The 26,647-nt window shown below is 38.9% G+C and carries 27 protein-coding genes and 1 pseudogene; 17 read left to right on the top strand and 11 right to left on the bottom strand.

What is annotated here, in order from left to right; translation table 11 throughout:
- Positions 1–71: 71 nt before the first annotated feature.
- The 8 genes from HPOKI112_RS07790 to mrdA are packed head-to-tail and all read left to right on the top strand — an operon-like array spanning position 72 to position 6,573.
- Positions 72–1,184, top strand: a complete 1,113-nt coding sequence (locus HPOKI112_RS07790) for a lytic transglycosylase domain-containing protein (protein ID WP_025310081.1) — start codon at positions 72–74, stop codon at positions 1,182–1,184.
- Entirely contained in the window at positions 1,184–2,131 is a 948-nt protein-coding gene (locus HPOKI112_RS07785; RefSeq protein WP_025276522.1) for a septal ring lytic transglycosylase RlpA family protein, read from the top strand. Before HPOKI112_RS07790 ends, HPOKI112_RS07785 begins: the two co-directional genes overlap by 1 nt.
- Positions 2,128–2,622 (top strand): KdsC family phosphatase, encoded by a 495-nt coding sequence (locus HPOKI112_RS07780; protein ID WP_025276521.1) that lies wholly within the window; start codon positions 2,128–2,130, stop codon positions 2,620–2,622. The genes HPOKI112_RS07785 and HPOKI112_RS07780 overlap by 4 nt, the downstream gene beginning before the upstream one ends.
- The gene (locus tag HPOKI112_RS07775) at positions 2,597–3,190 is read left to right on the top strand and encodes a hypothetical protein (RefSeq protein WP_025310080.1); all 594 of its coding nucleotides are present in this window, start codon (positions 2,597–2,599) and stop codon (positions 3,188–3,190) included. Before HPOKI112_RS07780 ends, HPOKI112_RS07775 begins: the two co-directional genes overlap by 26 nt.
- On the top strand, positions 3,190–3,747 hold the full coding sequence (gene lptA, locus HPOKI112_RS07770) for a lipopolysaccharide transport periplasmic protein LptA (RefSeq protein ID WP_025310079.1): 558 nt from the start codon (positions 3,190–3,192) through the stop codon (positions 3,745–3,747). The genes HPOKI112_RS07775 and lptA overlap by 1 nt, the downstream gene beginning before the upstream one ends.
- Positions 3,744–4,370 (top strand): ribosome biogenesis GTP-binding protein YihA/YsxC, encoded by a 627-nt coding sequence (yihA, locus tag HPOKI112_RS07765; RefSeq protein ID WP_021173482.1) that lies wholly within the window; start codon positions 3,744–3,746, stop codon positions 4,368–4,370. Before lptA ends, yihA begins: the two co-directional genes overlap by 4 nt.
- Before the next feature lie 12 nt (positions 4,371–4,382).
- A complete protein-coding gene (locus tag HPOKI112_RS07760) occupies positions 4,383–4,826 on the top strand; it encodes a hypothetical protein (RefSeq protein ID WP_000949828.1) in 444 nt (147 codons plus the stop codon).
- Positions 4,807–6,573, top strand: a complete 1,767-nt coding sequence (gene mrdA / locus HPOKI112_RS07755; RefSeq protein ID WP_025310078.1) for a penicillin-binding protein 2 — start codon at positions 4,807–4,809, stop codon at positions 6,571–6,573. Before HPOKI112_RS07760 ends, mrdA begins: the two co-directional genes overlap by 20 nt.
- 472 nt (positions 6,574–7,045) lie before the next feature.
- On the opposite strand, the gene HPOKI112_RS07750 is transcribed toward mrdA, so the two are convergent.
- Both HPOKI112_RS07750 and HPOKI112_RS07745 read right to left on the bottom strand, forming a co-directional pair.
- Positions 7,046–7,861, bottom strand: coding sequence for a MetQ/NlpA family ABC transporter substrate-binding protein (locus HPOKI112_RS07750; protein ID WP_025277226.1), 816 nt, complete (start codon positions 7,859–7,861; stop codon positions 7,046–7,048).
- 146 nt (positions 7,862–8,007) lie between these two features.
- Positions 8,008–8,604: a peroxiredoxin gene (locus HPOKI112_RS07745; RefSeq protein ID WP_000961662.1), complete on the bottom strand. Its 597-nt coding sequence runs from the start codon at positions 8,602–8,604 to the stop codon at positions 8,008–8,010.
- A gap of 238 nt (positions 8,605–8,842) precedes the next feature.
- On the opposite strand from HPOKI112_RS07745, the gene HPOKI112_RS07740 reads away from it, so the two are divergent.
- Positions 8,843–9,844, top strand: a complete 1,002-nt coding sequence (locus HPOKI112_RS07740; protein WP_025310077.1) for an ABC transporter substrate-binding protein — start codon at positions 8,843–8,845, stop codon at positions 9,842–9,844.
- A gap of 200 nt (positions 9,845–10,044) precedes the next feature.
- The gene (locus HPOKI112_RS07735) at positions 10,045–11,052 is read left to right on the top strand and encodes an ABC transporter substrate-binding protein (RefSeq protein ID WP_025310076.1); all 1,008 of its coding nucleotides are present in this window, start codon (positions 10,045–10,047) and stop codon (positions 11,050–11,052) included.
- Positions 11,053–11,076: 24 nt separating this feature from the next.
- Here the strand turns inward: HPOKI112_RS07735 and HPOKI112_RS07730 are convergent.
- Positions 11,077–12,184, bottom strand: a pseudogene (locus HPOKI112_RS07730) (FtsW/RodA/SpoVE family cell cycle protein).
- 266 nt (positions 12,185–12,450) lie between these two features.
- Between HPOKI112_RS07730 and flgB the strand changes: the two are divergent.
- The 7 genes from flgB to HPOKI112_RS07700 all read left to right on the top strand — a co-directional run bounded on the left by flgB (position 12,451) and on the right by HPOKI112_RS07700 (position 17,690).
- A complete protein-coding gene (flgB, locus tag HPOKI112_RS07725) occupies positions 12,451–12,873 on the top strand; it encodes a flagellar basal body rod protein FlgB (protein WP_000347780.1) in 423 nt (140 codons plus the stop codon).
- Positions 12,874–12,885: 12 nt separating this feature from the next.
- Positions 12,886–13,368 (top strand): flagellar basal body rod protein FlgC, encoded by a 483-nt coding sequence (flgC, locus tag HPOKI112_RS07720; RefSeq protein ID WP_025276512.1) that lies wholly within the window; start codon positions 12,886–12,888, stop codon positions 13,366–13,368.
- Between the two features lie 127 nt (positions 13,369–13,495).
- Complete coding sequence (gene fliE / locus HPOKI112_RS07715) at positions 13,496–13,825, top strand: flagellar hook-basal body complex protein FliE (protein WP_001147918.1); 330 nt, start codon at positions 13,496–13,498, stop codon at positions 13,823–13,825.
- 23 nt (positions 13,826–13,848) lie between these two features.
- Complete coding sequence (locus HPOKI112_RS08380) at positions 13,849–13,974, top strand: transcriptional regulator (RefSeq protein WP_080276280.1); 126 nt, start codon at positions 13,849–13,851, stop codon at positions 13,972–13,974.
- 6 nt (positions 13,975–13,980) lie between these two features.
- Positions 13,981–15,828 (top strand): peptidoglycan D,D-transpeptidase FtsI family protein, encoded by a 1,848-nt coding sequence (locus HPOKI112_RS07710; protein ID WP_025310075.1) that lies wholly within the window; start codon positions 13,981–13,983, stop codon positions 15,826–15,828.
- Positions 15,829–15,906: 78 nt separating this feature from the next.
- Complete coding sequence (locus tag HPOKI112_RS07705) at positions 15,907–17,007, top strand: AAA family ATPase (RefSeq protein WP_025310074.1); 1,101 nt, start codon at positions 15,907–15,909, stop codon at positions 17,005–17,007.
- A complete protein-coding gene (locus HPOKI112_RS07700) occupies positions 17,007–17,690 on the top strand; it encodes a DUF3226 domain-containing protein (protein ID WP_025310073.1) in 684 nt (227 codons plus the stop codon). The genes HPOKI112_RS07705 and HPOKI112_RS07700 overlap by 1 nt, the downstream gene beginning before the upstream one ends.
- Before the next feature lie 16 nt (positions 17,691–17,706).
- On the opposite strand, the gene HPOKI112_RS08585 is transcribed toward HPOKI112_RS07700, so the two are convergent.
- From HPOKI112_RS08585 to csd1, 8 genes are all read right to left on the bottom strand, one after another.
- Positions 17,707–18,243, bottom strand: coding sequence for a sulfatase-like hydrolase/transferase (locus HPOKI112_RS08585; RefSeq protein WP_025276508.1), 537 nt, complete (start codon positions 18,241–18,243; stop codon positions 17,707–17,709).
- Positions 18,240–19,373, bottom strand: a complete 1,134-nt coding sequence (locus tag HPOKI112_RS08580) for a sulfatase-like hydrolase/transferase (protein ID WP_025310072.1) — start codon at positions 19,371–19,373, stop codon at positions 18,240–18,242. The genes HPOKI112_RS08585 and HPOKI112_RS08580 overlap by 4 nt, the downstream gene beginning before the upstream one ends.
- An 89-nt stretch (positions 19,374–19,462) precedes the next feature.
- On the bottom strand, positions 19,463–20,320 hold the full coding sequence (locus tag HPOKI112_RS07685; RefSeq protein WP_025310071.1) for a cytochrome c1: 858 nt from the start codon (positions 20,318–20,320) through the stop codon (positions 19,463–19,465).
- Positions 20,317–21,555 carry a cytochrome b gene (locus tag HPOKI112_RS07680; RefSeq protein ID WP_000807853.1) on the bottom strand — a complete coding sequence of 413 codons (1,239 nt, stop codon included), beginning with the start codon at positions 21,553–21,555 and terminating at the stop codon, positions 20,317–20,319. Before HPOKI112_RS07680 ends, HPOKI112_RS07685 begins: the two co-directional genes overlap by 4 nt.
- Positions 21,556–21,565: 10 nt before the next feature.
- Positions 21,566–22,069 (bottom strand): ubiquinol-cytochrome c reductase iron-sulfur subunit, encoded by a 504-nt coding sequence (locus HPOKI112_RS07675; protein ID WP_025310070.1) that lies wholly within the window; start codon positions 22,067–22,069, stop codon positions 21,566–21,568.
- Positions 22,070–22,359: 290 nt separating this feature from the next.
- Positions 22,360–25,371 carry a transcription-repair coupling factor gene (gene mfd / locus HPOKI112_RS07670; protein WP_025310069.1) on the bottom strand — a complete coding sequence of 1,004 codons (3,012 nt, stop codon included), beginning with the start codon at positions 25,369–25,371 and terminating at the stop codon, positions 22,360–22,362.
- Positions 25,372–25,374: 3 nt separating this feature from the next.
- Positions 25,375–25,785 (bottom strand): bactofilin family protein, encoded by a 411-nt coding sequence (locus HPOKI112_RS07665; RefSeq protein WP_038418688.1) that lies wholly within the window; start codon positions 25,783–25,785, stop codon positions 25,375–25,377.
- A complete protein-coding gene (gene csd1 / locus HPOKI112_RS07660; protein ID WP_025310067.1) occupies positions 25,704–26,642 on the bottom strand; it encodes a peptidoglycan DD-metalloendopeptidase Csd1 in 939 nt (312 codons plus the stop codon). The genes HPOKI112_RS07665 and csd1 overlap by 82 nt, the downstream gene beginning before the upstream one ends.
- Positions 26,643–26,647: the final 5 nt, after the last annotated feature.

Raw genomic sequence — 26,647 nt, 5'->3', positions numbered from 1 at the left:
AGCATTATTCAAGTTTGGTTATAATTAGAGCCATTATTCAACTTATCAAACAATTAGGATTTTAAAAAAGAATGAAATATTTTAATACCAAATGGTTGTTTTTTTTAATGACTCATTGGCTCTTATTGGCTTCTTTAAGCCACGCTAAGATCGCTTTTGAATCTAATATTGACACTAAAGCGCTAGAGGCCTTTGGGGTTAATGCGGGCTTTTTATCCCAAATGCCAAACGCTTTAAAAAAAATGAATGAAGAAGAAGAATGGAAAAGACTTGTCAAAAGATTTGATGTGAATTACCAGTTCATCCCCATCATTAAAAACATGCTCATAGAAGCGAGCGTGCCGCAAGAATTTTTGTTTTTAGCCATGGCAGAGTCTAAATTTTCATTAAGGGCTTATAGTAGGAAAAAAGCGGTAGGGATTTGGCAATTCATGCCAAGCACGGCTAAAGAATTAGGGCTTAAGGTCAATCATTACATTGACGAAAGAAGAGATCCCATTAAAAGCACTCAAGCGGCGATCACTTACTTGAAACGGCTCTACAAACAAACCGGGGAGTGGTATTTGGTCGCTATGGCGTATAATTACGGCTTACGCAAGGTTCAAAACGCTATTAAAGCCACCGGCACTTCGGACATTAAGATTTTGTTAGATGAAGATAAGAAATATCTCCCCAAAGAGACACGAGAGTATATCCGCTCCATTCTAAGCCTGGCGTTGAAATTCAACAGCCTAGACAACCTCAAAGATAAAGAATATCTGCTCAATCGTGGGGCGAGGGTGAGTTTAGTGGGCGTTCCGTTTAAAAGGCACACTTCTTTAATCCAAGTGGCTAAAAATTTAAATTTGAGTTTAGAGACCTTAAAATCTTACAACCACCAATTCCGCTATAACATTCTGCCCTCTAAAGACCCCACCTACACCATTTATATCCCTTATGAAAAACTCGCCCTTTTCAAACAACGCCAACTCAAACAAAATAAAAACATTCAAGCCAGTCCTAAAAGCCCTTTTATCACCCATGTGGTCTTGCCTAAAGAAACCTTATCTTCTATCGCTAAACGCTATCAAGTCAGTATTTCCAGTATCCAATTAGCCAATAACCTCAAAGATTCCAATATTTTTACCCACCAGTGCTTAATCATCCCCACCAATAAGAAATTGATCGCTACAAGGGAATTTTAATGGGTTTGGCGTTAAAAAAAGTTTGTTTTTTAGGCGTTATTTTTTTGATTAGCGCTTGCGCGGTTAAAAAAGAGGGGGTAAGGAATTTGTCTTATAAGCATGAAAGCTTGCGCGCTTATGAAAACGCTAAAGACTATGATCCGACAACCAAAAAAGCCGCCTATAAACGCAATTTTTTTGAACGCCATTTCAAACACCGCTCCAATTTGCAAGATAGCAACACAAAAGATCAGCCACTAGATAACGGCATGCGCGATTCTAGCTCGATCCAAAGAGCCACCATGCGCCCTTATCAAGTGGGGGGCAAGTGGTATTACCCCACTAAAGTGGATTTAGGCGAAAAATTTGATGGCATTGCGAGCTGGTATGGCCCTAACTTCCATGCCAAAAAAACCAGTAATGGGGAAATTTATAACATGTATGCCCACACCGCCGCGCACAAGACTTTACCCATGAACACCGTGGTGAAAGTCATCAATGTTGATAATAACTTAAGCACCATTGTGCGCATTAATGATAGAGGGCCTTTTGTGAGCGATCGCATCATTGATTTGTCTAATGCGGCCGCTAGAGATATTGACATGGTTAAAAAAGGCACAGCCAGCGTGCGTCTTATTGTTTTGGGTTTTGGTGGGGTTATCTCCAAGCAATACGAACAATCCTTTAACGCTAGCTATTCAAAGATCTTGCACAAGGAATTTAAAGTTGGCGAGAGCGAAAAAAGCGTGAGCGGAGGGAAATTTTCTTTGCAAATGGGGGCTTTTAGAAACCAAATAGGCGCTCAAACTTTAGCGGATAAATTGCAAGCAGAAAATCCAAATTACAGCGTCAAGGTTGCTTTTAAAGATGATTTGTATAAAGTTTTAGTTCAAGGGTTTCAAAGCGAAGAAGAGGCTAGGGATTTTATGAAAAAATATAACCAGAATGCGGTTTTAACGAGAGAATGATTAAGTTATTGCTTTTAGATGTAGATGGCACGCTCACAGACGGGTCGTTGTATTTTGATGAAAATTTTCACGAGATGAAAGCTTTCAATGTCAAAGATGGGCTTGGCATGACGCTATGGCAAAAATTAGGCAAAAAAATCGCTATCATTACAGGAAGAACTTCAACAATGGTGAAAAAACGCATGGAGAGTTTGGGCGTTCAGTTTGTTTTTATGGGCGTTGAAAATAAAAGCATGGTTGTGGAGCGGCTCAAAAAAGACTTGCAATTGAGTGCGCAAGAAATCGCATGCGTAGGCGATGATTATAACGATTTAGGCATGTTTAAGGCATGCGCTTTGAGTTTCGCTCCTTTTGATGCGCACCCCTTGCTTAAAAGCAAAGCTTATAAAGTGTTGCAAAATTCAGGGGGCAAGGGGGCCGTTAGGGAAGCGATTGATTATCTTTTAGAATTAGAAGGCTTGCAAGATGAAGCGCTCAAGCTTTACCTCTAATAGCGTTTTAAACTTTTTTGTGGTTTTGTCTTTCATCACGATAGGGTTAGTTTTTTTCTTTTTGCGTTCCCAACCCACTAGCGTGGTCTCTAAAGAAAATATCCCTAAAATTGAATTAGAAAATTTTAAAGCGTTTCAAATCAACGATAAAATCCTTGATCTGTCCATAGAAGGCAAAAAAGCTTTACAATACGATGATCATGAGATCTTTTTTGATTCTAAAATCAAGCGCTATGATGAAGACACCATTGAAAGCGTTGAGTCCCCTAAAGCCAAACGGCAGCAGGATTTGTATTTCTTCCCTAATGGGGTTACTTATAAAAGAAGCGACGATTCTAGTTTTTGGAGTGAAACAGGGATTTACAACCATAAAGAGCAAAATTTTAAAGGCAAGGGCCGTTTCATTCTCACTTCAAAGGACAGCAAGATTGAAGGGCTTGATATTTCTTATTCGCATGTTTTAGCCGTTATTGAAGCTCAAAGCATTCAAGTGCATTTATTCTTAGACGAAATCAAACAGAGCCAAAAAGAAAAGAAAAAACTCCCCACTTTCAAAGGAGGTTTTTAATGCGTTGGTGGTGTTTTTTGGTGTGTTGTTTTGGTATTTTAAGCGTGATGGACGCTCAAAAAACAGACAATAAAGGTTTGAAAAAAGAAAGAGAGCTTTTAGAAATTACCGGCAACCAATTTGTAGCGAACGACAAAACCAAAACCGCCGTTATTCAAGGCAATGTGCAGATCAAAAAAGGTAAAGACCGGTTGTTTGCGGATAAAGTGAGCGTGTTTTTAAACGATAAACGAAAGCCAGAGCGCTATGAAGCCACAGGGAACACGCATTTTAATATCTTTACAGAGGATAATCGTGAAATCAGCGGGAGCGCTGACAAGCTCATTTATAACGCGCTGAATGGGGAATACAAATTATTGCAAAATGCGGTGGTTAGAGAAGTGGGGAAACCCAATGTCATCACCGGTGATGAAATCATTTTAAACAAAACTAAAGGCTATGCTGATGTGTTGGGGAGCGCGAAACGGCCCGCTAAGTTTGTGTTTGATATGGAAGATATTAATGAAGAAAATCGTAAGGCTAAATTGAAGAAGAAAGGCGCTAAGAAAAAACCATGATCGCCATTAAAGACGCTCATTTTCTCACTTCTTCTAGCCAACTTTTTCAATGCCCTGCGAGCTTGACTTCTGAAATGGTCATTTTAGGGCGTAGCAATGTAGGCAAAAGCTCGTTTATTAATACCTTGTTAGGAAAAAATCTCGCCAAAAGTTCAGCAACGCCTGGAAAAACCCGTTTAGCGAATTTTTTTTCCACCACTTGGGAAGATAAAGAAAACGCCTTAACGACCACTTTTAATGTGATTGATTTGCCCGGGTTTGGCTACGCTAAAGTTTCTAAAAGCTTGAAAAAAGAATGGGAGGGGTTTTTATGGGAATTGTTGAGCGTTAGGGTTTCTATCAAACTTTTTATCCATTTAGTGGATGCGCGCCATTTGGATTTAGAAATTGACAAAAACGCTAAAGAAAACATTCAAGCCCTTTTAAGGCCCGATCAAGCCTACCTTTCTCTTTTTACGAAGTTTGACAAGTTGAATAAAAACGAGCAACACCGCCTTTTTTTAAACGCTCCTAAACCTTTTTTAATCAATACCACCCATTTTAACGCCCTTTCTTCAAAATACCCAACCCTTGAAATCGTGCGCCAAACCCTTTTGAAATACTTGCTCACTAACCCTTTATAGGCCAAAAAAACCATGCTCTCTTTAAAACAAGATTCCTTTTTTTTCTTATGCTTAGGGATCTTTGGTTTTTATTTTTATAGCCTTTTGAGAGATTTAATGCCTTTTTTACCCCCCATGATTGGGTTTTTATTCTTGTTTTATGCGAAAAAATACGATCATTTTTTACCCAGTTTGAGCGTGTTTGGTTGTTTGTTTTGGTTTGAGAGCATGCATTTAAAGACTTTAGGCGTTTTGGCTTTATTGTTTTTAATCTACCACCAAATCGTCTATAAAAACTCTTTAAAGCTTTTTAATGACGGCTTTTTATTCAAAACTTTGCATGTTTTTTTGGTTTATTACCTCTATTTATCGCGCTTTTTTTCGGTGTCTTTGGATTTGAAGATGATCGGCTTTCTCGCTCTTTTTGCTTTAATAGAGAGCGCTTTGTGGGGTTTGTATGAAAAATCTTCGTTATAAGCTTTTGCTCTTTGTTTTTATAGGGTTTTGGGGGTTACTAGCCTTAAATTTATTTATTTTAAGCGTTAAAAATCAAGAATACTATGAAAAACTGGCCGAACGAAACATGACTAAAAAAGAATTTCTAGTCCCTACAAGGGGCGATATTACAGACAGAAATGATGAGTTTTTAGCCACTAACGAATTGGTGTTTGGCGTGTTTTTGCCCAGCAGATTGAAACAAAAAGAACTTTTAGAAAAAATTGAAATAATCCAAACATTTTTCCCTAACTTTTCCAAAGAAATGCTTTTAAACAATTACCAAAAAGAAAATTCGCTTTACAACCATAACCTCATTAGAGTGGTGGGATTCATTCCTTATATCGCCATGCAACCTCTTTATACCAAACTCATCCAAACTCAAGGCATTTTTGTGCACCCTTTAGACAAGCGCTACTATCCTAATAACGCTTTAGCTTCGCATGTTTTAGGCTATGTGGGGGTGGCAAGCTTGCAAGATCTAAAAGACGATGAAGAGAATCAATACAGCCAGATTGTGGGCAAAACCGGCATTGAAAAAGAATACAACAAGCTTTTACAAGGCAAGGTGGGCTATAAAATCATGCGCGTCAATGCACTCAATCAAGAATTAGCCACCTTAGAAGTAGTACCACCAAGCACCAACAACCACTTGCAATTGAGTTTAGACAAACGCTTGCAAAAAGAAGCGGACAAGCTCTTTGAAAATAAAAGGGGGGCGATTTTAGTGATGGATGCAGAAAATGGGGAATTGCTCGTTGCAGGAAGTTACCCTGAATACAATTTGAACGATTTTGTAGGCGGGATCAGTCAAGACAAATGGCAAAAACTTCAAGATGATATTTATAACCCCTTATTAAACCGCTTCGCTAACGCTTTGTACCCGCCGGGATCTGTGGTTAAAATGGGCGTGGGGTTAAGCTTTTTAGAAAATCTTCATATCACAGAAAACACCACTATCCCCACACCGCCTTTTATTGAAGTGGGCAAGCGCAAATTCAGAGATTGGAAAAAAACAGGGCATGGCAATTCCAATTTGTATAAAGCCATTAGGGAGTCCGTGGATGTGTATTTTTATAAGTTTGGGCTTGAAATCTCTATAGAAAAACTCTCTAAAACTTTAAGGGAAGTGGGCTTTGGGGAAAAAACGGGCGTTGATTTGCCGAATGAATTTGTGGGGATTGTGCCGGATAATTTGTGGAAACTCAAACGCTTCAATCAAGATTGGCGCGTTGGGGACACGCTCATTACCGCTATTGGGCAAGGCTCTTTTTTAGCCACGCCCTTGCAGGTTTTAGCCTACACGGGACTCATTGCTACGGGCAAACTGGCAACGCCTCATTTTGCTATCAACAACAAACAACCGCTCAAAGATCCCTTAAACAGTTTTCAAAAAAAGAAGCTCCAAGCCTTGAGAGTGGGCATGTATGAAGTGTGTAACCATAAAGACGGCACCGCTTATCATTCCACAAGGGGTTCTAAGGTTACTTTAGCGTGTAAAACCGGCACCGCGCAAGTTGTGGAAATCGCTCAAAACATCGTCAACCGCATGAAAGAAAAGGATATGGAATATTTCCATCGATCCCATGCGTGGATTACGGCATTCTTGCCTTATGAAAAACCCAAATACGCTATCACTATTTTAGTAGAGCATGGGGAAGGGGGGTCAAAACTAGGGGGCTTGTTAGTGAAAATGAGCAACAAACTCTATGAACTTGGCTATCTTTAATAAAATTTTAAACCTTTTCAAAAACGCAACCTTTTAAACGCTAAAGACCATTAGCCAACCTGTTTCCAAACTTGTTTCAGTGCTCTATAACCCAGTCTAACGGGTGGTTTAAAACTGGTATTCATTAAAGAACACTCTAAAAGCGTAAAACTTTAATGAGATTTAGGCTTGCTGTATGTTTGGCTTTATTCTAATCGCATATTGACAGCTAAAGTCTTGTTTAATATTTTGTTATTTTGCTTCATCGTTTTAGATTTTATCATGATTTTCTTAAAGGGATAGGGGGTTATTTTGCGCCATTTCCCCCTTTAAGAAATAACGCTTTTAAGAAATTGCCACTTGATTAGCGCAAGCTCTTTTATAGTTGTATTTTAAAAATATTTTTAGCGTTTTTAATGCTCAATGAGAAAAGAGCCTTTTATTAGTGCCTAAAGCCCCCATTCATCTTAAAGATGAATTTTATCCAAATGGCTTAAAAAGCTGGGATAATCGCTCCCTTATAGGTATCCAAAATAAATTTCCTGGTCTTTTCACTTTGTAAGGCTTCAATCAGCGCTTTTATAGCTTCATCTTGCGCGTTATCCTCACGAGCGGCTATTAGATTGGCATAAGGCGAGTTTTTGTCTTCTGAAAATAAGGCTCCGGTGAGTTTTGCTTGCAAGGCATAATTCCCTGTTACAATGGCCCCATCCACATCCCCTAAAACCTTAGGCAATAGCGCGGCTTCTAAAGGCTTGATTTTGATGTTGTAAGGATTTTTGACAATATCAAACTCCGTAGCGTATAGATTGCTTGGGTCTTTGAGAGCGATAAGGCCTTGTTTATGGAGTAAAATCAACGCCCTGCCTTGATTGGCCGGATCATTTGGCACGGCAATCACTGAGCCTTTTTTAAGGTTTTTAATGTCTGTGATTTTTTGAGAATAAAATCTTAAAGGCTCCACATGGATATTGGCCAAACCAACAAGGTGCATTTTTCTGTCCAAATTAAACCGATCCAAATAAGGGCGGTGCTGGAAGTAATTCGCGTCTAAAGAGCCGTCATTGAGCGCTAAATTAGGCAACACATAATCCGTAAAAGACACGATCACTAATTTGATCCCTTTCTCCTTCAAATCGTCCACGACTGATTGCAAGATTTGCGCATGCGGCACAGGGCTAGCGCCCACTTTAAGCTCACGAGTGATTTCATGCTTTTCTTTTTTTTCTTTGTGGTGTTTGGCGTCTAATAGACTAAACAAACCTAAAGCAATTACCCCTACACTAATAATACGCTTGAATATGTTCATAAAAAACCCTTTATTAAAAAAAATTAATTCAAAAATTATAAAAAGATAAAACGATACGAAAATTTTAGAAACTGGCAAAGAATAAAAAGAAAAAGATTCAACCAAGAAAAACGAAGTTTCTCTTGATCAAACAGCGAATTGAACCATTAAAGGTTAATGGAATTTTCTTTAAGATATTCTGCAACGCCTTTATGGGTAGCTTTCATACCTTTATCGCCTTTTCTCCAGCCTGCTGGGCATACTTCACCATGTTCTTCAAAGTGCAAGAGAGCGTCTACCATGCGAAGCATTTCATCTGCATTCCTACCTAATGGCAAGTCATTGATCACTGCGTGTCTTACTTTCATGTTTTTGTCAATCAAAAAAGCTCCTCTCAAAGCGATCGCTTCTTCAAACAGCACATCATAGTCCCTAGAAATGCTCTTAGTGATATCAGCCACCATAGGGAAAGTTACTTGACCAATACCGCCTTTTTCTACAGGGGTGTTTTTCCATGCAAAATGCACTTGTTCGCTGTCAATAGACACGCCAATCACATTAAAGCCTTTTTCTTGGAAGTCTTTCACTCTTTTGTCAAACGCAATGATTTCTGTAGGGCATACAAAAGTAAAATCTTTTGGCCAAAAGAAAAGAATCGCACCGCTCTTACCTAAATTTTTAGAAAGCTCAAAGTGTTCATCAACCTCGTTGTTTCCTAAAACGGCAGGTGCTTTAAAATCGGGGGCAAGTTTTGTAACTAACATATACAACTCCTTAAGTGTTTTAAAATTTTGTTGGATCAAAATTAAACCTGACTAGATTTAATTCATTATGCTTTCCACTCAATCAGCGGAAACATGGTGGAGTATATTCTTAAAAAGTTAATGAAAGGATATTTCCTTTTAAATTTTAAGATTTTGTGAAAAATAGTTTCATTTTTACTGCTTGTATTTCCTTAAATAGTGTTATAATCGCTTCATAAATCATACAAAAAGGATCGTTATGTTAGTTACTCGCTTTAAAAAAGCCTTAATCTCTTATTCTTTAGGTGCACTTATTGTTTCATCTTTATTAGGCGTGGCTAACGCTTCTAATCAAGAAGTCAAAGTCAAGGATTATTTTGGGGAGCAAACTATAAAGCTTCCTGTTTCTAAAATAATCTACTTGGGTAGCTTTGCAGAAGTGCCTGCTATGTTCAATACTTGGGATAGGGTTGTAGGTATTTCGGATTACGCTTTTAAATCTGATATTGTTAAAGCCACTCTCAAAGATCCTAAACGCATTAAATCCATGAGCAGCGATCATGTGGCGGCTTTGAATGTGGAGCTTTTAAAAAAGCTTAGCCCCGATCTTGTTGTAACCTTTGTAGGCAACCCCAAAGCGGTAGAGCATGCGAAAAAATTTGGGATTTCGTTCCTTTCTTTTCAAGAAAAAACCATTGCAGAAGTCATGGAAGATATTGACGCTCAAGCTAAAGCTTTAGAAATTGACGCTTCTAAAAAATTCGCCAAAATGCAAGAAACTTTAGATTTTATCAAAGAGCGTTTGAAAGATGTCAAAAAGAAAAAAGGGGTGGAGCTTTTCCACAAAGCCAATAAGATTAGCGGCCATCAAGCCCTTGATTCAGATATTTTAGAAAAAGGGGGCATAGATAATTTTGGCTTGAAATATGTCAAATTTGGGCGTGCTGATGTTAGCGTGGAAAAAATCGTTAAAGAAAACCCTGAGATTATCTTTATTTGGTGGATAAGCCCACTCACTCCTGAAGATGTGTTAAACAACCCCAAGTTTTCCACTATCAAAGCTATCAAAAACAAGCAAGTTTATAAACTCCCCACAATGGATATTGGCGGGCCTAGAGCCCCACTCATTAGTTTGTATATCGCTTTAAAAGCCCACCCTGAAGCGTTTAAGGGCGTGGATATTAATGCGATTGTCAAAGATTATTATAAAGTGGTTTTTGATTTGAAGGATGCAGAAATTGAACCCTTTTTATGGCATTGATTTCTTAAAAAAGGGCTGATATTTTTTAGCCCTTCGTGTATCGCGCTAGGCTTAAAACAAGCCCTATAGCTAAAATCTTCTTCCCTATTTTTATCTTACCTTTATCTTTTAAGATTTTATGAAAAATAGTTTCATTTTTACTATTGTTATTTTCTTAGTAATGTTATAATCGCTTCATAAATCATACAAAAAGGATCGTTATGTTAGTTACTCGCTTTAAAAAAGCTTTCATTTCTTATTCTTTAGGCGCACTTGTCGCTTCATTATTGTTGAATGTGTGCAACGCTTCAATGCAAGAAGTCAAAGTCAAGGATTATTTCGGGGAGCAAACCATAAAGCTTCCTATTTCTAAAATAGCCTACATAGGGAGCTATGTAGAAGTGCCTGCCATGCTTAATGTTTGGAACAGGGTTGTAGGCGTTTCGGATTACGCTTTTAAAGATGATATTGTTAAAGCCACTCTCAAAGGCGAAGAGCTTAAACGCATCAAACACATGAGCACTGATCATACAGCCGCGCTAAATGTGGAGCTTTTAAAAAAGCTTAGCCCTGATCTTGTTGTAACCTTTGTGGGCAACCCTAAAGCGGTAGAGCATGCGAAAAAATTTGGGATTTCATTCCTTTCTTTTCAAGAAACAACGATTGCAGAGGCCATGCAAGCCATGCAAGCTCAAGCTGCAGTCTTAGAAATTGATGCTTCTAAAAAATTCGCCAAAATGCAAGAAACTTTGGATTTTATCAAAAAGCGTTTGAAAGATGTTAAAAAGAAAAAAGGGGTGGAGCTTTTCCACAAAGCCAATAAGATTAGTGGCCATCAAGCCATTAGCTCAGACATTTTAGAAAAAGGGGGCATAGACAATTTTGGCTTGAAATATGTCAAATTCGGGCGCGCTGACATTAGCGTGGAAAAAATCGTTAAAGAAAACCCTGAAATCATTTTCATTTGGTGGGTAAGCCCACTCACTCCTGAAGATGTGTTAAACAACCCCAAGTTTTCCACTATCAAAGCCATTAAAAACAAGCAAGTTTATAAACTCCCCACAATGGACATTGGCGGGCCTAGAGCCCCACTTATAAGCTTATTTATCGCTCTAAAAGCCCACCCTGAAGCGTTTAAGGGCGTGGATATTAATGCGATTGTTAAAGACTATTATAAAGTGGTTTTTGATTTGAATGATGCAGAAATTGAACCCTTTTTATGGCATTGATTTTAAAAAAAAGGCTAGTATTCTTTAGCCCTTCGTGTATCGTGCTAGGCTTAAAACAAGCCCTATAGCGATACAATTCGCTAAAAGCGAACTCCCTCCATAGCTCAAAAACGGCACCGCTAGACCTTTAACCGGAAGAATTCCTCCCACTCCAAAGGCGTTGATCACTAAAGAAAAACTGATGAGTAGCACCACACCCACGCAAAATAGCGAGTATTTTGGCTCTTTCAAGCGGTTAGCGACCCTAAAAATCAAAACAATCAAAACAGAAAACAAAATAAAACAAACGCATAGCCCCAAAAACCCCCATTCTTCGGCGATTCCGGCTAAGACCATGTCCGTATGCACTTCGCTCAAAAACCCAAGCTTGATTTGCCCAAGCCCAAGCCCTTGCCCAAACAACCCCCCATTATGCATGGCATTGCCTGCATGAAAGACTTGATAGGATTCGGGCAAGTCGCTTATTCTAAGAGCGTTCGCTAATCTATCCGGCAAGAGCGTGAAAAGCGAGTTTTGCAAATTAGACCACCACAATTTCAGGCGTAAAATCCTATGCTCGCTTGTAACAATCGCTAAAACGCTGATCGCAAACGCCCCTGAAATAATCAAGCTAAACAAATGCGCACTCCCCCCAGAAAAAACCAACAACACCGCTAAAACCGCCCCCAAAAGAACGATCTGCCCCAAATCGTTTTGCAAAACCCCCACCCCAATCGCTAAGGCTACAAACACCACCGAATAAGGCACAAAAGTGATGAGTTCTTCTTTGACATTAACCTTTTCCTTTGCCACAAAGGTGCGAGACAAACTCCACGCAAGAAAAAAGGTGAAACCAACCTTTAAAAACTCCAAAGGCGCTAGAGAAAAAAACCCCAAACGAATCCATCTCTTCGCCCCCCCAGCGCTACTAGAAAGGCTTTCTGGCAAAAAAAAACATGCCAATAATGAGTAATGGTGGGATAAAAAGAAGAAAAAACCCCAAACGGCTAAACCACTTGCTAGGATCAACCCTAGACAACCCCCACATGATAACAATCCCCATGATCGCACTTAAAAGCTGGCGTATGAAAAAATGGAATTCCCCATAATGATACAGCACCACTGTGGTGTAAGTTGAGAGCGAATAGCTCATCAATACCCCCAAAAAAATCAATAGCGAAGCGCAAAAAAACAGGTTTCTGTCTGTAGTCATTAGGATTTCCTTATTTTGGTTTTTGAATAGGCGTTCTCTTAAGGTGTTTTAGGGGTATTTTACACTATAATGGATCTGAATTGGCTTATCGCTCAAGCTTAAGCATGTTTTGAAATTGATCGCATTCTTTAAGTGAAAAAGCGAGCCGGTTTTGGAATGCTTTTTGCATGTTATGAATTTGCAAGGGTTTAAAAAAGGGGTTTTATATGGATTTTTCTAAAGCGTTTGGATTGGTTTATAAAGCGTTGGATTATCGGTCTTTGCGTCAAGATATGATCGCTTCTAACATCGCTAATGTGGACACCCCTTTTTACAGGCCAAAGGATTTGGATTTTGAAAGCGTTTTAGCGGAGAAAAAAGCGGAAATTTTTGAAAACCAATCCAGTAAAGTTTTGCCATTAGCCCACACTAACCCTAGGCATTTAGACTTTGAAAATAGCGCTAAAGATGGGGCAAGCCTTTTTTTTAGAGACGGGCATTTGGCTAAAAATGATGGCAACAGCGTGGATTTAGACATAGAAACGAGTGAAATGGGCAAGAACTCCACCATGTATTTAGCCTTGAGTTCAGCCTTAAAAAAGTATCGAGGCGTGATCAATTACGCCATTGATTCCAGTAAGAATTTATAGTTAAGGGAAAGCATGTTTTTATCTTCTTTTGATATTAGCGGTTATGGTTTGTCCGCCCAACGCTTAAGGGCTAATTTGATTTCTTCTAATATCGCTAACGCTAACACCACGCGCACGAGCGAAGGAGGCCCTTATAGGAGGCAAGAAGCGGTGTTTAAGGCTTTTGATTTCAATGAGATTTTAAACCAAAAAATCGCTCAAAACAATCAAATTACCCCCTATGAAGACCCTTTAGATGAAAGCGATGACAACCTAATCCCCATCACAAGCGTGGTGGTGGATAAGATTGTGCGCGATGATAGCGAGCCGTTAATGAAATACGATCCCAGTCACCCTGACGCTAACGCTCAAGGCTATGTGGCTTACCCCAATGTGAATGCGGTGGTTGAAATGGCGGATCTAGTGGAAGCGACTAGGGCTTATCAGGCCAATGTTGCAGCCTTTCAAAGCGCTAAAAACATGGCGCAGAACGCGATTGGCATGTTACAAACATGAACGATTTTCAACAATTTATGGTAGTATAAGGAAATTTAGGTAGTATTAGCCAAAGATCAGTAGAATACAGAAATGAATAAGATATTTAATAGAGTTAAATTTTTAAAAAAGAGCTTAAGGAGGTTCTATGCAAGCCATACACAATGATAAAAGCTTATTGAGTCCTTTCTCTGAGCTTAACACAGACAATAGGACTAAAAGAGAAGAATCAGGTAGCACCTTTAAAGAACAAAAAGGTGGGGAGTTTTCCAAACTCTTAAAACAATCCATCAATGAGCTTAACAACACTCAAGAGCAATCTGATAAAGCCTTAGCCGACATGGCGACAGGGCAAATCAAAGATTTACACCAAGCGGCTATCGCTATAGGGAAGGCTGAAACGAGCATGAAACTCATGCTTGAAGTGCGCAACAAGGCGATCAGCGCTTATAAAGAGCTTTTAAGAACGCAGATCTAGTTTCTTAAGTGGCGTCTCTTTAAATGATCGCTTGGTCTTTTTTAAAGAGAGGGTTCGTTGTTGCTACGCCCCATTTTAACGGATTTTACCATCAAAAATTCATGTTCTCATGCGTTGTGAAGATCCAACGCTACGCCGTTTTCAAGTGAGCGTTCATGAATAATAAAAACATTGATCCCAACTTCAACCCAGAGCGATTTTTAGAAACCCAAAAATACAAGGTCGTATTTACGGCTTTAACCTTTTTGTTGCTTTTTATTGTTTTTTTAATGGTGGCTTTTAAAAAAGCTTTTTTTGCCCAAGCCAACATGCCCACTCTGGTGATGAGCAAACAAGACACTGCGACTAGGGGGACTATCTATAGTCAAGACAACTACAGCCTGGCTACTTCGCAAACCCTTTTCAAACTGGGCTTTGACACAAGGTTTTTAAACCCGGATAAAGAAGATTTTTTCATTGATTTTCTTTCTGTTTATAGCAATATCCCTAAAAAGTCCTTAAAAGACGCTATCAATACGAAAGGCTATATTATTCTAGCCTATGATCTCACGCCCAATACCGCTGCTAATCTTAGGGACTTGAATAAGAAATTTCTAGCCTTTGGGGTTTTTCAAAATTTCAAAGACGCGCGCGATAAGGTGTGGCAAAAGCAAGGGCTAAACATTGAAGTGAGCGGCGTTTCTAGGCATTACCCTTATCAAAATAGCCTAGAACCAATCATTGGCTATGTGCAAAAACAAGAAGAAGATAGGCTCACTTTAACTACCGGTAAAAAAGGCGTTGAAAAATCTCAAGATCACTTGCTTAAAGCCCAACAAAATGGCATGAGAACAGGCAAAAGAGATGTGAGTTTTAACTTTATTCAAAACCACTCTTACACAGAGATTGAGCGCCTTGATGGCTATGAGGTGTATTTGAGCATTCCTTTAAAACTCCAAAGAGAAATTGAAACCCTATTAGATAAAACTAAAGACAAGCTCAAGGCTAAAGAAATCCTAGTGGGTATCATTAACCCTAAAAGCGGGGAAATTTTATCGCTGGCTTCAAGCAAGCGCTTCAATCCTAATGCGATTAAAACTAGCGATTATGAAAGCTTGAATTTGAGCGTTGCCGAAAAGGTTTTTGAGCCAGGCAGCACGATCAAACCCATTGTTTATTCCTTACTGTTAGACAAGAATTTAATCAACCCCAAAGAACGCATTGATTTAAACCATGGCTATTACCAATTAGGAAAATACACCATAAAAGATGACTTTATCCCTAGTAAAAAAGCCGTTGTGGAAGACATTTTGATCCAATCTAGCAATGTGGGCATGATAAAAATCAGTAAAAATCTCAACCCAGAGGATTTCTATAACGGACTTTTAGGCTATGGATTTTCTCAAAAAACGGGCATTGATTTATCCTTAGAAGCCACAGGAAAGATCCCTCCTTTGTCCGCTTTCAAGCGTGAAGTGTTAAAGGGGAGCGTTTCTTATGGCTATGGGCTGAACGCGACTTTTTTGCAGCTTTTAAGGGCTTATGCGGTGTTTTCTAATGAAGGCAAATTGACTACCCCCTATTTAGTGCAACAAGAAACCGCCCCTAATGGCGATATTTACATTCCTAGCCCCAAACCCACCTTTCAAGTCATTAGCCCCAAAAGCGCTAGGAAAATGAAAGAAACCTTAATCAAAGTGGTGCGTTATGGCACAGGCAAAAACGCTCAATTTGAAGGGCTATACATAGGGGGCAAAACCGGCACGGCTAGGGTTGCTAAAAACGGGAGTTATAGCGCGCAGTCCTACAACAGCTCTTTTTTTGGGTTCGCTGAAGATGAAAGGCAGGTTTTTACTATCGGCGTGGTTATCTTAGGCTCGCACGGCAAGGAAGAATATTACGCTAGCAAGATTGCAGCCCCTATTTTTAAAGAAATCACCGAAATTTTAGTGCGTTACAATTATCTATCGCCCTCTATTGCGATTCAAAATGCGTTGGAGAAAAACCGCTTTAAAATTAAGTAAGAATAGTAGGGTAAAATTAGCGTAACTATACCGATGATCTAGTGGCATCAATTCAAGCTAACTAAAAGGCGAATTTAAATGATTAAAAGCATAGAGATTGAAAATTACAAAAATTTCAAGCACCTTAAAATGGAAAATTTTAAACTCATCAACTTTTTTACCGGTCAAAACGATACAGGCAAAACCAATCTTTTAGAAGCCCTTTATATCAACACGGGTCTTTGTGATTCTGCTGTTCAAGTCAGTCTTCCCCCTGAACATGTGGTGCTTGTTAGTGAATTTAGGAAAATCAAGCTCAATAACGACAACCTAAAAACCTTCTTTTACCAAGAGAATACCGCTAATCCCATTAGCATCCGCACTGAGTTTGAACATGCTACTATCCCTCTTACTATCCAATACCCCACACAAACCAATTACAGCAAAGACATCAATTTGAATAGCGATGATATTCATATGACAAACCTTATAAGCAAACCAATAACGAAGCCACAGCTCCAATTTTTCTACAATCCATCTTTTTCCCCCATGACAATGACTTATGAACTTGAAAGACAAAACTTAAGCTTAATCCATTCTGATTTAGATAAGATCGCTCAAACCTATAAAGAAAATGCAATGTTTATTCCTGTGGAATTATCTATTGTTAATTCTCTTCAAGCATTAGAAAATTTACGATTAGCGAGCAAAGAAAAAGAATTAATGGAAGTCTTAAAATATTTCAACCCTGATATTTTAGATGCTGATGCCATAAGAAAGTCTGTCTATATCCAAATCAAAAATGAAAACACACCGCTAGAAAAAAGCCCCAAAAGGCTTTTAAATTCGTTTGGTTGGGGGTTTATCAAATTCTTTATCATGGCGAGCATTCTTATAGACAATCGTGTTAAGTATCTTTTTATTGATGAAATAGAAAGTGGTTTGCACTATACAAAAATGCAAGAGTTTTTAAAAGCTCTGTTTGAGTTAGCTCAAAAACTACAGATTCAAATTTTTGCCACCACGCACAATAAGGAATTTTTATTGAACGCTATCAACACCATGCCCAATAATGAAACGGGAGTTTTTAAAGATATAGCCTTGTTTGAATTTGAAAAAGAAAGCGCTTTTGGCTTTATCAGACACAGCTATTCTATGCTAGAAAAAGTGCTTTATAGGGGCATGGAGGTTAGAGGCTGATGCGAGAAAAGATCGTTTATGTGGAGGGCGAATCAGACAAAATCTTTTTAACGATTTTAAATGAGGTTAAAAATTTAGGCCTTAAAGATTCTAATATTATCAATTGTGGGAGCAAGGATAAGCTTTCTGAAGAAGTCGAGAGTGTTAAAGAAAACCTAAAAGCTAAAGATATTTACATCGTTTTTGATTCAGACAACCAAACAAAAGAGGCTAAAATTCAAGAAATAAAGAAACAACTCCAAGAAAACCCAGAAGAAGAACACCGCTTAAACGATGAAGAGTTTAACCAGATTAAGATTTTTTTATTGCCAGAAAATGATGAGACTGAACACGACCCCAATTATTGCGAATTAGAGCCTTTGCTAGAAAAAATGGCAAAAGAAAGTGAAAATAAAGCGTTTTATCAAGTTTTTTGCGAGTCCTACGAGGAGTTTTTTCGCAAAATCAAACAAATCAAACCTATTCAATCAGAACAAAAAAAACATGCTAAATGTTGGCTACAACCCTATATTACGCTTTCTGTTTGTTTAGAGAGAGGTTTTGTTCCTTGTGGTTTAAACAATCTAGATCCTGTTTCTACAACCGCTAAAATGATAGATAAGCCAAAAAATACAGAAATTCTTAAAAAATTTTTTAATTTTGATTCAAAGGAACTTCAAGCATTGATTGATTTTTTAAATTGACAATTATAAATACCGCTCATTTATTCATGGGATAAACCTTGTTATCGCATGGCTTCCTTATGCGTTTATCGTTATAACTCTCATTAAATAAATCCCTCGTTTTTTCATAATCTTTGGTTATTATTCCTGCTAATGGCAATACGGTATGCAATAAATCATCGCTCATAAAAGGCTTGTGTAAAGCTTCTTCAAAACTTTTTACCATTTGGGGGTGTTTTTGTTTGAATGCATCGCTCATATAGATTAAAAATAGGATTTCCATGCTGGCATTTGAGCATTCATGGGTATTGAAAGCGCTTGATTCAAACATGTCATTGCCATGATCGCTCAGGTAGATAATGAGACTATCCTTATCTTTAAACAATTCAATCAAAGAATGCAAAACATAATCATTATAATAAACGCTGTTAATATAATCGGTTACAACTTGCTTGTCAGCATTGTTTTTAACTTTCAAAGACTTGTTTTTTGAAAAATAAGAAGTGTTATTGAGATTGAAGCGGGAAAATTCTTTAGGAAAGCGGTTTTTGTATTCAAAATGATTGCCAATCAAGTGAAAAACAACAAAATTTTTACGCTTTTTACTCTCTCTCTCTCTCTCTCGTTATTATAATACCGCTTGAAAAGAGCGGCCAAGTTTTCATCATAAGGTTTATCGTTTTCTATATAAGTATCAAAATGCTTAGCCACTTGATAATAGCTATTACCCCACATGAGTCCATAGCCTTGAGAAGTGATCCAAACGCTTTTACAATCGCTCAGTTTAAGGATATGGGCTAGGTTTTTATATTGATACCATGCTTTTTGGTTGAGATTATCCCTATTGGCGTAAGTTAAAAGCATTGTGAAACTTTTGTCCGTATAAAAAGCCGGGCTGATCACATTATCAAACACTAAAAGCGAACCTTTTTCTTTTAAAGCGTTTAAATAAGGGGTTGTAGGGGCTTGATAGCCATAAACACCCATAAAATTTCTGTTCAAACTCTCGCCAAAAACCAACACCACATTTTCAACACTTCCTGTATTTTTGAGCAGGTAATCTTTAGAATAAGAAGCTTTTTCTAAAGCTTGATTAGAGTTGTTGCTTTCTCTCAGACTGCTGATATTCCTACCAAAATAATACGCTCCTTTAGCCAAAGCAATGTATTCCATCGTCCCATCAGCGTTCAACAGGGCTTCACGCTCTTTATATTTTTTGATCGTTGCTATAGTGTGTGGCGCTTCTACAATCAAAAATAAAACGCTTAAAATACTAGCCATTTTTAAAGAAATGGGTTTATTAGGAATGAGACTGAATAGTTTTAGAGAACCTACAGCTATTAAAATAAGCCCTATCACAAAATACCAGTGCGGATAGACATAAGCATGGAGAAATTCCAAGCTCTCTTTATAATGCGTGGTGAATAAAATATTACCCAGCTCATTAGATAAAGGCAAATGAAAATAATACGAACCAAAAATATCTATACAGCTAAACACAACCCCTAAAATTAATATAAAACTTTTTAGGCTTTCTGTTACAAACCTATTCTTAATAAAACTGATCGCATAATAAATAATAAAAAGCCATATAAAACTATACAAAAATGCTTTGAAAATAAAACCAACACTCACCGAAGAGAGAAAGCATGTTGAAAGCACATTAAAAAAAATGAACACAAAAAATTTAGCATCTAAAATCATCGGACCACTCCATTAAGACATAAGGAAATTCTAAGCAACTGACCATAAAACAAGACCACAAAAAAAACACTCTCCCCCCTTTTTTTAATTCAATGCACTTCGCTCCAAACTTTTCTTTTCCACGCATAAGCCAAGAACGACAGCACCGCAAAGAAAATCATGATCTTAATCCCTAAGGTATTCCTTTCATGTTTTTTCCTATCGCCCGCTTTTTCCAAATAAGAGATGACTTGTTTTTGCGCTTGTTCACTCAATCCCACTCTAGGCATAGCCGTGCCAGGCAAAAGCTTTTGCGGATCGTTGATGAAAATATTCAAGCCATGTTCACCTTTAGCTCTAATCATCATGGACAAATCAGGCGCATGAGAGCCTAAATAATTGGCTAAATCTTTAGGATCGCTAAAGGCCTTATTTTTAGCATAATCCAAGCTATGACACCTTTGACAGCTTTGCGCGAACACTTCCTTATCGCTCAAATTTTTAGGCAAAATAGAAGTGAGATACGCCACAATATCGCTCAAATCTTTATCGCTAAATTGAGAAAACGCCGGCATAGGATAGGGCCTTTCATCGTTGAATTTATGGCTCAATTTCGCCGTTTTCACAGGGTCTTTGATGAAGTGGGCTAAGAAATTCGCGTTCAAAACCCCCGCCACATGGCTTAAATCCGGTGGCACGACCCCAAACGAGTTGCTCGCGCTAAGGCTGTCCATAGGGGCTGGAATGTTTTGGGATTTAATGCCATGGCAAGCGGTGCAATTTTCGGATACAAGCTGTTTGCCTTTATTAGCGTCGCCATTTTTTAAATCCATCGGCTCTAAATCCTTGAAAGCAAAATCTGCCGGAGCGACTTTAGGGTGCATCACCGAATGCGCATAAGGCTCAACCCCATAATAAATCACGCCTATCACCACAATAAGGATAATTAGAATCTTAAATTCTTTCATCTAACACCCCCTTGTTTCTTGCTCTCAGCGATAGTGATAATGGGCAATACCACAAAGAAAAGAGCCAAGAAAGTGATTGAACCCACTAAGCCAATGTATTTACCGATCCCAAGCGGGGGCAATTTACCATAGATCGTTAAAACAATCATATCAATGATTAAAAGCCAAAACCACACCATAAACGCAGGCCGTTTGTGAGCAGGAGCGACAACTGGGCTTCTGTCCAAAAAGGGCAGTAAGAAAAAGATCACTTGCGCCACGCCAAAGGCCATTAGCCCTAAATCAGCGCTGAAGAAAAAGCCCCTTAAGACTTCATAGCTCCATAAGAAATACCATTCAGGGTAAATGTGAGGCGGCGTTTTAAGGCTGTTAGCCCTTTCAAAGTTGATAGGATCCATCGCAAAATCATAGTGGTAACACACCAAGTAAAAGAAAAAGACCATAAACGCGCAAACCACAAAAATATCTTTAGACAAGAATACCGGCCAAAAAGGAATGACTTTGGATTCTTTTTTCTTGCCTTCAATGAATTTCTTTTCTTCTGATTCAAAGTCAATCTCTTCGCCTTCTTGGTTATTGACATGCGGGATGCGTAAAGAATAGAAATGCACCCCAATGAGTAAAATGATCGCAATGGGCAGTAAAAACACATGGAGCATGAAAAAACGCGTTAAAGTGGAATCCGCCACAACATAATTCCCCCTAATCCACTCCACCACATCAGCCCCAATGAAAGGAATGCCCCCAAATAAATTCGTGATAACCGCTGCGGCCCAATAGCTCATCTGCCCCCAAGGCAGCATATACCCGCTAAAGGCTTCCGCGCTAAAGACCACAAACAAAATCATCCCGCTAATCCAAATCATCTCACGGCCCTTTTTGTAAGAGCCATAATAGATGCCAACAAACATGTGGATATAAATGATGACAAAAATCATGCTCGCTGCCGTGGCATGCATGTGGCGCCAAAGCCAGCCATAAGCCACTTCTTGCATGATGGTGAAATTCACGCTATCAAACGCCATTTTCGCATCAGGCTTATAATACATGAGCAAGAAAATCCCTGAGATTACAAGCACGCCAAAAAGGGTCAATAAAATCACCCCCATAGCCCATAAGAAATTGATGTTTTTAGGGATCCAGTATTCTGTCATTAGCACTTTAACAAGTTTGTTAGTGCCAAGACGCATGTCTAGCCATTCGCCTAAATTCTTCGCTTTTTTTATCTCTGCCATTGAACTCTCCTTACGCTTTAGCCATCATTTTCTTGTATTCAGCCCCGGCTTCACCAAAAGTGATCTTATTGCCTTCAATTTTAAAAGGCGGAATATCAAAAGGGCGTGGAGGGGGAGTGCCGGCAATATTCACGCCATCAGAAGTGAAACGCCCCCCATGGCATGGGCATAAAAAGCCTTTTTCTTCATCTTGATAAGTGGGGATACACCCTAAATGCGTGCAAATTTGAATGGCTGTGGTAAAAACGCTCTCGCCAATTTTAAAATCGCGCTTTTCATTAAAGCCCTCTTTTTTAGAACGCTTGAGGATATAGACCGGTTTCCCACGCCATTCCACGGTGGAAAACTGCCCTTCTTGCATGTTCGCCACATCTATGGTCGTAAAACCGGCTGAAACAACGCTTGGAAGCGGATCCCAAGTCTTTTTCATCGCTACCAGACTCGCTATAGCCCCTATAGCTGTAACACTAGCAAGGCTCATTCCTAAAAAATCACGCCTTTGAATATCTGCCATGTAAAAAACTCCTTAATGATAATTACCTTTTAACGACTAAAGGCATAGCAAATCCCTATTTTACAACAAACTCTCTTAATAATCTTTTTAAAATAACAAAATTAACGCTAAAATCAAATGCTTTTAGTGTCGCTTTAAAGAAATTTGAGCGTGCAAATGTTTCAAAAGGGTTTCTAAAATATCGTTATCGTCTTTGCTTGGGGCTTTTAAGCTTTCTTTCTTTTCATCGCTATAAGTAATGGTGATGTTTTGATTGAAATTAGAAAGTTTAATGATGCCAAGCTGGTTGGCTAGAATTTTAAGCGTAATGATTTTAAAGAAATTTGAGCGTGCAAATGTTTCAAAAGGGTTTCTAAAATATCGTTATCGTCTTTGCTTGGGGCTTTTAAGCTTTCTTTCTTTTCATCGCTATAAGTAATGGTGATGTTTTGATTGAAATTAGAAAGCTTAATGATTCCAAGCTGGTTGGCTAGAATTTTAAGCGTAATGATTTGCAAAAATTGAGCGCTCAAATCGTCTATTTTGCCAAACCTGTCTTCTATTTCTTCATGGATTTGCCCCACCTCATCTGTATTTTCACACAAACTCAAACGGCGGTACAAATCCAATCTCAAACTATCGCTTGCAATGAGTTCAGGGTTTAAAAAAGCGCTCACGCTCAATTGGATTTCTACGCTCTTTTCAAGCCTTTTTTTCCCCCCACTCAATTCATAAATCGCATCTTCAAGCATGCGCGTATAGAGTGCATAACCGATATTTTTAATATGCCCGCTTTGATCTTGCCCGAGCAAATTCCCGCCCCCCCTAATTTCTAAATCATGATAAGCAATACTCTCCCCGCTGCCTAAATACGAATTTTTTTCTAAAGCGAGCAAGCGTTTTAGGGCCTGTTCATTCAAACTTTTTTGATCTTCTATGAGGAAATAGCAAAAGCCTTCTTTTTTGCCCCTCCCCACACGCCCTCTTAATTGGTGCAAATCAGCCAGCCCAAAATTTTGCGCGTTATCTATAATAATCATGTTAGCGTTAGGCAAATGAATCCCTGATTCCACAATGGAAGTGCATAATAAAACCTGATAGTTTCCCTTAGCAAACTCTAGCATGATTTCTTCGCTCTCATGAGCGCTAATTTGGGAATGCAAAATGGCGATTTTGAGTTTAGGGATTAAATCTTCTAGCTTGGTTTTGACTTTTGAAATGCTAGCGATGTGGTTATGGATGTAAAAAATTTGCCCGTTACGGCGCAATTCTCTATGAATAATCTCTTTTAAGAGTTCGTCATTCTTTTCTTTCAAAAAAGTGCGGCTGGGCTTTCTGTCTGTGGGCGGGATTTTTAAAGAGCTGATGCCTTTAATTTGAGAGAGTGCCATGTTTAGAGTGCGCGGAATAGGCGTAGCGGACATGCTTAAAAAATGCACGCTTTTACTCAATTCTTTTAAAGCTTCTTTTTGTTTCACACCAAATTTATGCTCTTCATCCACCACCACTAAGCCCAAGTTTTTAAATTTCGCGCCTAAAATCGCATGCGTGCCTACAAGCACATCAATTAGCCCTAATTCCACCGCCTTTAAAAGCTTGTTTTTTTCGCTCGCATACCTGTCCAAACGAGCCACTTTAACGCCAAAATTTTCAAAACGCGCCCTTAAAGTCTCAAAATGCTGGTGCGCTAATAAAGTAGTAGGCACAACCAGAGCGCTTTGAAAGCCGTTCAAAAACGCGCAAAAAATCGCATGCATCGCTACTTCTGTTTTCCCAAAACCCACATCCCCACTCAGTAATCTGTCCATCACTCTCTTAGAGCTTAAATCCTTTGAAATTTCAGCGATAGCCTTTTCTTGATCGCTTGTGTATTCAAACCCCGCATGCGATTTAAAGACTTCCAACTCCGCTAAATGCGTGTCCATCTTTTTACCCAAGATCAAATTGCGTTCAGCCGCTAATTCAATGATCTTGCCTGCAATCTCTAAAAGCTTAGTCTTAACCTTAGCTTTCAGTTTGAGAAAACTCCCTTTCCCTAGCCGGTCTTTAGTTGGCACGCTATCGCTTTGCGCCACATAGCGAGCGATTAGGTGCAGGTTTTCTACCGGTAATAGCAGTTTGTCTTCGCCCCAATAAGCGATTTCTAAAAAATCCCTCTTGCTCCCTAAAACGCTGTGTTGGACTAATTGAGAAAACACGCCCACCCCATAATCATCATGCACCACCCATTCGCCCGCATTCAATTCATTCAAAGCGAGCTTGGATTTTTGGCGTTTTTTCTTCCTTTCAAAAGAATTGAGCGAAATAAAAATCCCATCAGGGGTTTTAAAGTTTAGCACAAAGGGGGCGATGACGCATTCAATATGGCTTTTTTCAAGCGCGCTTATCGCATTGTCTAAAATCGTTTTATTAGGGGCTAGGAGCGTGATTTTACGATTTGAATGCAAAGCTATAAAGCTTTCTAGGGCATGCGCATGGATTTCTAAATCTTCATAGCCTTGCGGGTTTTCTAAAACCTTTAAAAATTTGAAACGCTCACCATCCAATTCGTTTAAGCTCGCTAATTCTTGGATTTCTTCTAAAGCTCTAGGGCTTATAACGCTTTTATAGGCATGCAACAAATCGTTTGCTTTTTCTCCTAAAAACCACAAACCAAAACTAGTTAAATCTTTAGAAAAGCTATTTAAGGGGCTTTGCTCCACTTTGGTTTTCAGATCCTTATAAGATTGTTCGTTCAAACTAAAAAGCGTGGGGGGGATTTCAATTTCTAACAAATCTTCTTTGAGGCTCATTTGAGTGGTGGGGTCAAATTCCTTAATGCTCTCACACTCCATGTCAAAAAAACTCAAGCGATACGCTTTAGAATTGGGCGCATAAATATCCACAATATCCCCCCTAAAGCTCGCTTCGCCTTCCACTTCCACTAAGTCTAAAATTTCATAACCATAATAAAAAAGCTTGTCTTTTAAATCTTTAAGGTTATATTTTTCTAAAAGAGTGATTTTAAAGCTTTCTAAAAGTTCTTTTTTAGGCAAATGGTGCAATAACGCGCTAATAGGGGCAATAATGATCGCTTCTTGCTTGTTCTCTAAGGCTTGATAAAACTCCCTTAAACCCCCTAAAAGCTGTAAAAATTCTTCAAAAAACGAACGCAAATCGTCGTTTTTTTTAGCCCTAAACTCCGGGAAAAGAATGGCTTTGATATTTGGCTTAAAATAGCTTATGACTTCTTTAGCGAGCTCGGACTCTTTAAAATCCTTACAAGCGAGTATTTGATAATCAAAGCCTTTGTTTAAGGCTCTATAAAGGCTAGATTGGATCATTCCCTATTTATTTTCAATTTTCTTTTCTTGCTCATTGATCAACAACGCCCCCCCTTGAATATTCTTAGGGCGAGTTTCCCCAATCAAAATCCCCTTTCTTTCCACCACAAGCTCTTGGCTAGAGATCTTACCATCCAAGCGCCCTAAAGGCATGATTTCTACCACTTCCGCTTCCACCGTGCCAGTGAACTTGCCATTAACCACTAATTTATTAGTGAAAATATCACCCACTACCGAGCCGGTTTGCCCGATCACCACTGCGCTTTTAGAATGCACCACCCCTTCTAATTCGCCATCTATGTGCAAATGGCAATCCAAATGAAGCTCCCCCTTTATTTTTGTGCCTTGAGCGATGATAGTCGCTGGTCCTGTTTTTGCATTAGCTGATTTATTATTGTTATCAAAGATTGCCATCTGATGCTCCTTTCTTTATTGAAAACTTCTTCAAAATCTTTCATGTTCCATTTGGTGAAACTCATGGGGTTTATGGGTTGATTTAAAAACCGCACTTCATAATGCAAATGCGGCCCTGTACTCATCCCTGTATTGCCACTATACCCAATCAACTGCCCTTTTTTGACAAATTCGCCCGTTTTTACGATGATTTTATTCAAATGGGCGTAGTAGGTTTTAAAACCAAAAGGGTGGAAAACTTTAATCAAATTCCCATACCCCCCATTCCACCCCTTGCTCGCTAACCCCACTACCCCGCTCGCGCTCGCATACACAGGGGTGTTAATAGCGGTGCTCAAGTCAAGCCCGGTATGGTTGTGCAACACATGCAAAATAGGGTGGATTCTTTTATTGAAGGCGGCTGAAACGCGCCGATAGGATTCTAGCGGGTAGTCATTAGGGATAAGGCGCATGATAAAGCTTTTTTGAAGCCCGGTAATCCCAGCGACATCTAATCGGCTGGAAAAATTGCCCTCTTCTTTTTCTTCTTCAGGCCTATTCACCCCCACCACTTCTTCTAAATCGTTGATGCGCTCCCCTGAAAGTTGCAAATCGTCTAAAAATTCATCCATTTGCAAAGAAAGTTTTTCATTCGTCTCTCTTTTTTTCTCAAATTCCTTAGTGATTAAGGCATGCTGCTTGTCAATGTTTTTAATCTCTTTATTTAAAACCAGTAGCGAAATGCCTAAAAACAATAAAGATCCCACAACGCTCAAAAGTGCATACAAGCCAATTTGACGAAATAGTATATGAACATTAAGATAACGGCTCCCTTTAGAGTCCGTAACCATCACAATCAAACGCCTGTCTAAAAACACTAAAA

Source organism: Helicobacter pylori oki112 (assembly GCF_000600085.1).
Classification (GTDB): domain Bacteria; phylum Campylobacterota; class Campylobacteria; order Campylobacterales; family Helicobacteraceae; genus Helicobacter; species Helicobacter pylori_CY.
Note: the sequence above shows the minus strand (reverse complement) of the source record. Positions and strands in the feature narration are given on the sequence as shown.

Bases quoted from the DNA above. Each gene is read 5' to 3' on its own strand.
- HPOKI112_RS07750 (WP_025277226.1), bottom strand. From the start codon at position 7,861: ATGAACATATTCAAGCGTATTATTAGTGTAGGGGTAATTGCTTTAGGT.
- HPOKI112_RS07710 (WP_025310075.1), top strand. From the start codon at position 13,981: ATGAATAATAAAAACATTGATCCCAACTTCAACCCAGAGCGATTTTTA.
- HPOKI112_RS07700 (WP_025310073.1), top strand. From the start codon at position 17,007: ATGCGAGAAAAGATCGTTTATGTGGAGGGCGAATCAGACAAAATCTTT.
- yihA (WP_021173482.1), top strand. From the start codon at position 3,744: ATGATCGCCATTAAAGACGCTCATTTTCTCACTTCTTCTAGCCAACTT.
- HPOKI112_RS07665 (WP_038418688.1), bottom strand. From the start codon at position 25,785: ATGGCAATCTTTGATAACAATAATAAATCAGCTAATGCAAAAACAGGA.
- flgC (WP_025276512.1), top strand. From the start codon at position 12,886: ATGTTTTTATCTTCTTTTGATATTAGCGGTTATGGTTTGTCCGCCCAA.
- HPOKI112_RS07735 (WP_025310076.1), top strand. From the start codon at position 10,045: ATGTTAGTTACTCGCTTTAAAAAAGCTTTCATTTCTTATTCTTTAGGC.
- HPOKI112_RS07775 (WP_025310080.1), top strand. From the start codon at position 2,597: ATGAAGCGCTCAAGCTTTACCTCTAATAGCGTTTTAAACTTTTTTGTG.
- HPOKI112_RS07745 (WP_000961662.1), bottom strand. From the start codon at position 8,604: ATGTTAGTTACAAAACTTGCCCCCGATTTTAAAGCACCTGCCGTTTTA.
- HPOKI112_RS07780 (WP_025276521.1), top strand. From the start codon at position 2,128: ATGATTAAGTTATTGCTTTTAGATGTAGATGGCACGCTCACAGACGGG.
- HPOKI112_RS07685 (WP_025310071.1), bottom strand. From the start codon at position 20,320: ATGAAAGAATTTAAGATTCTAATTATCCTTATTGTGGTGATAGGCGTG.
- fliE (WP_001147918.1), top strand. From the start codon at position 13,496: ATGCAAGCCATACACAATGATAAAAGCTTATTGAGTCCTTTCTCTGAG.
- HPOKI112_RS08380 (WP_080276280.1), top strand. From the start codon at position 13,849: ATGATCGCTTGGTCTTTTTTAAAGAGAGGGTTCGTTGTTGCTACGCCC.
- HPOKI112_RS07760 (WP_000949828.1), top strand. From the start codon at position 4,383: ATGCTCTCTTTAAAACAAGATTCCTTTTTTTTCTTATGCTTAGGGATC.
- HPOKI112_RS07740 (WP_025310077.1), top strand. From the start codon at position 8,843: ATGTTAGTTACTCGCTTTAAAAAAGCCTTAATCTCTTATTCTTTAGGT.
- HPOKI112_RS07705 (WP_025310074.1), top strand. From the start codon at position 15,907: ATGATTAAAAGCATAGAGATTGAAAATTACAAAAATTTCAAGCACCTT.
- flgB (WP_000347780.1), top strand. From the start codon at position 12,451: ATGGATTTTTCTAAAGCGTTTGGATTGGTTTATAAAGCGTTGGATTAT.
- mrdA (WP_025310078.1), top strand. From the start codon at position 4,807: ATGAAAAATCTTCGTTATAAGCTTTTGCTCTTTGTTTTTATAGGGTTT.
- HPOKI112_RS07675 (WP_025310070.1), bottom strand. From the start codon at position 22,069: ATGGCAGATATTCAAAGGCGTGATTTTTTAGGAATGAGCCTTGCTAGT.
- lptA (WP_025310079.1), top strand. From the start codon at position 3,190: ATGCGTTGGTGGTGTTTTTTGGTGTGTTGTTTTGGTATTTTAAGCGTG.
- HPOKI112_RS07790 (WP_025310081.1), top strand. From the start codon at position 72: ATGAAATATTTTAATACCAAATGGTTGTTTTTTTTAATGACTCATTGG.
- HPOKI112_RS07785 (WP_025276522.1), top strand. From the start codon at position 1,184: ATGGGTTTGGCGTTAAAAAAAGTTTGTTTTTTAGGCGTTATTTTTTTG.
- HPOKI112_RS08580 (WP_025310072.1), bottom strand. From the start codon at position 19,373: ATGATTTTAGATGCTAAATTTTTTGTGTTCATTTTTTTTAATGTGCTT.
- mfd (WP_025310069.1), bottom strand. From the start codon at position 25,371: ATGATCCAATCTAGCCTTTATAGAGCCTTAAACAAAGGCTTTGATTAT.
- HPOKI112_RS07680 (WP_000807853.1), bottom strand. From the start codon at position 21,555: ATGGCAGAGATAAAAAAAGCGAAGAATTTAGGCGAATGGCTAGACATG.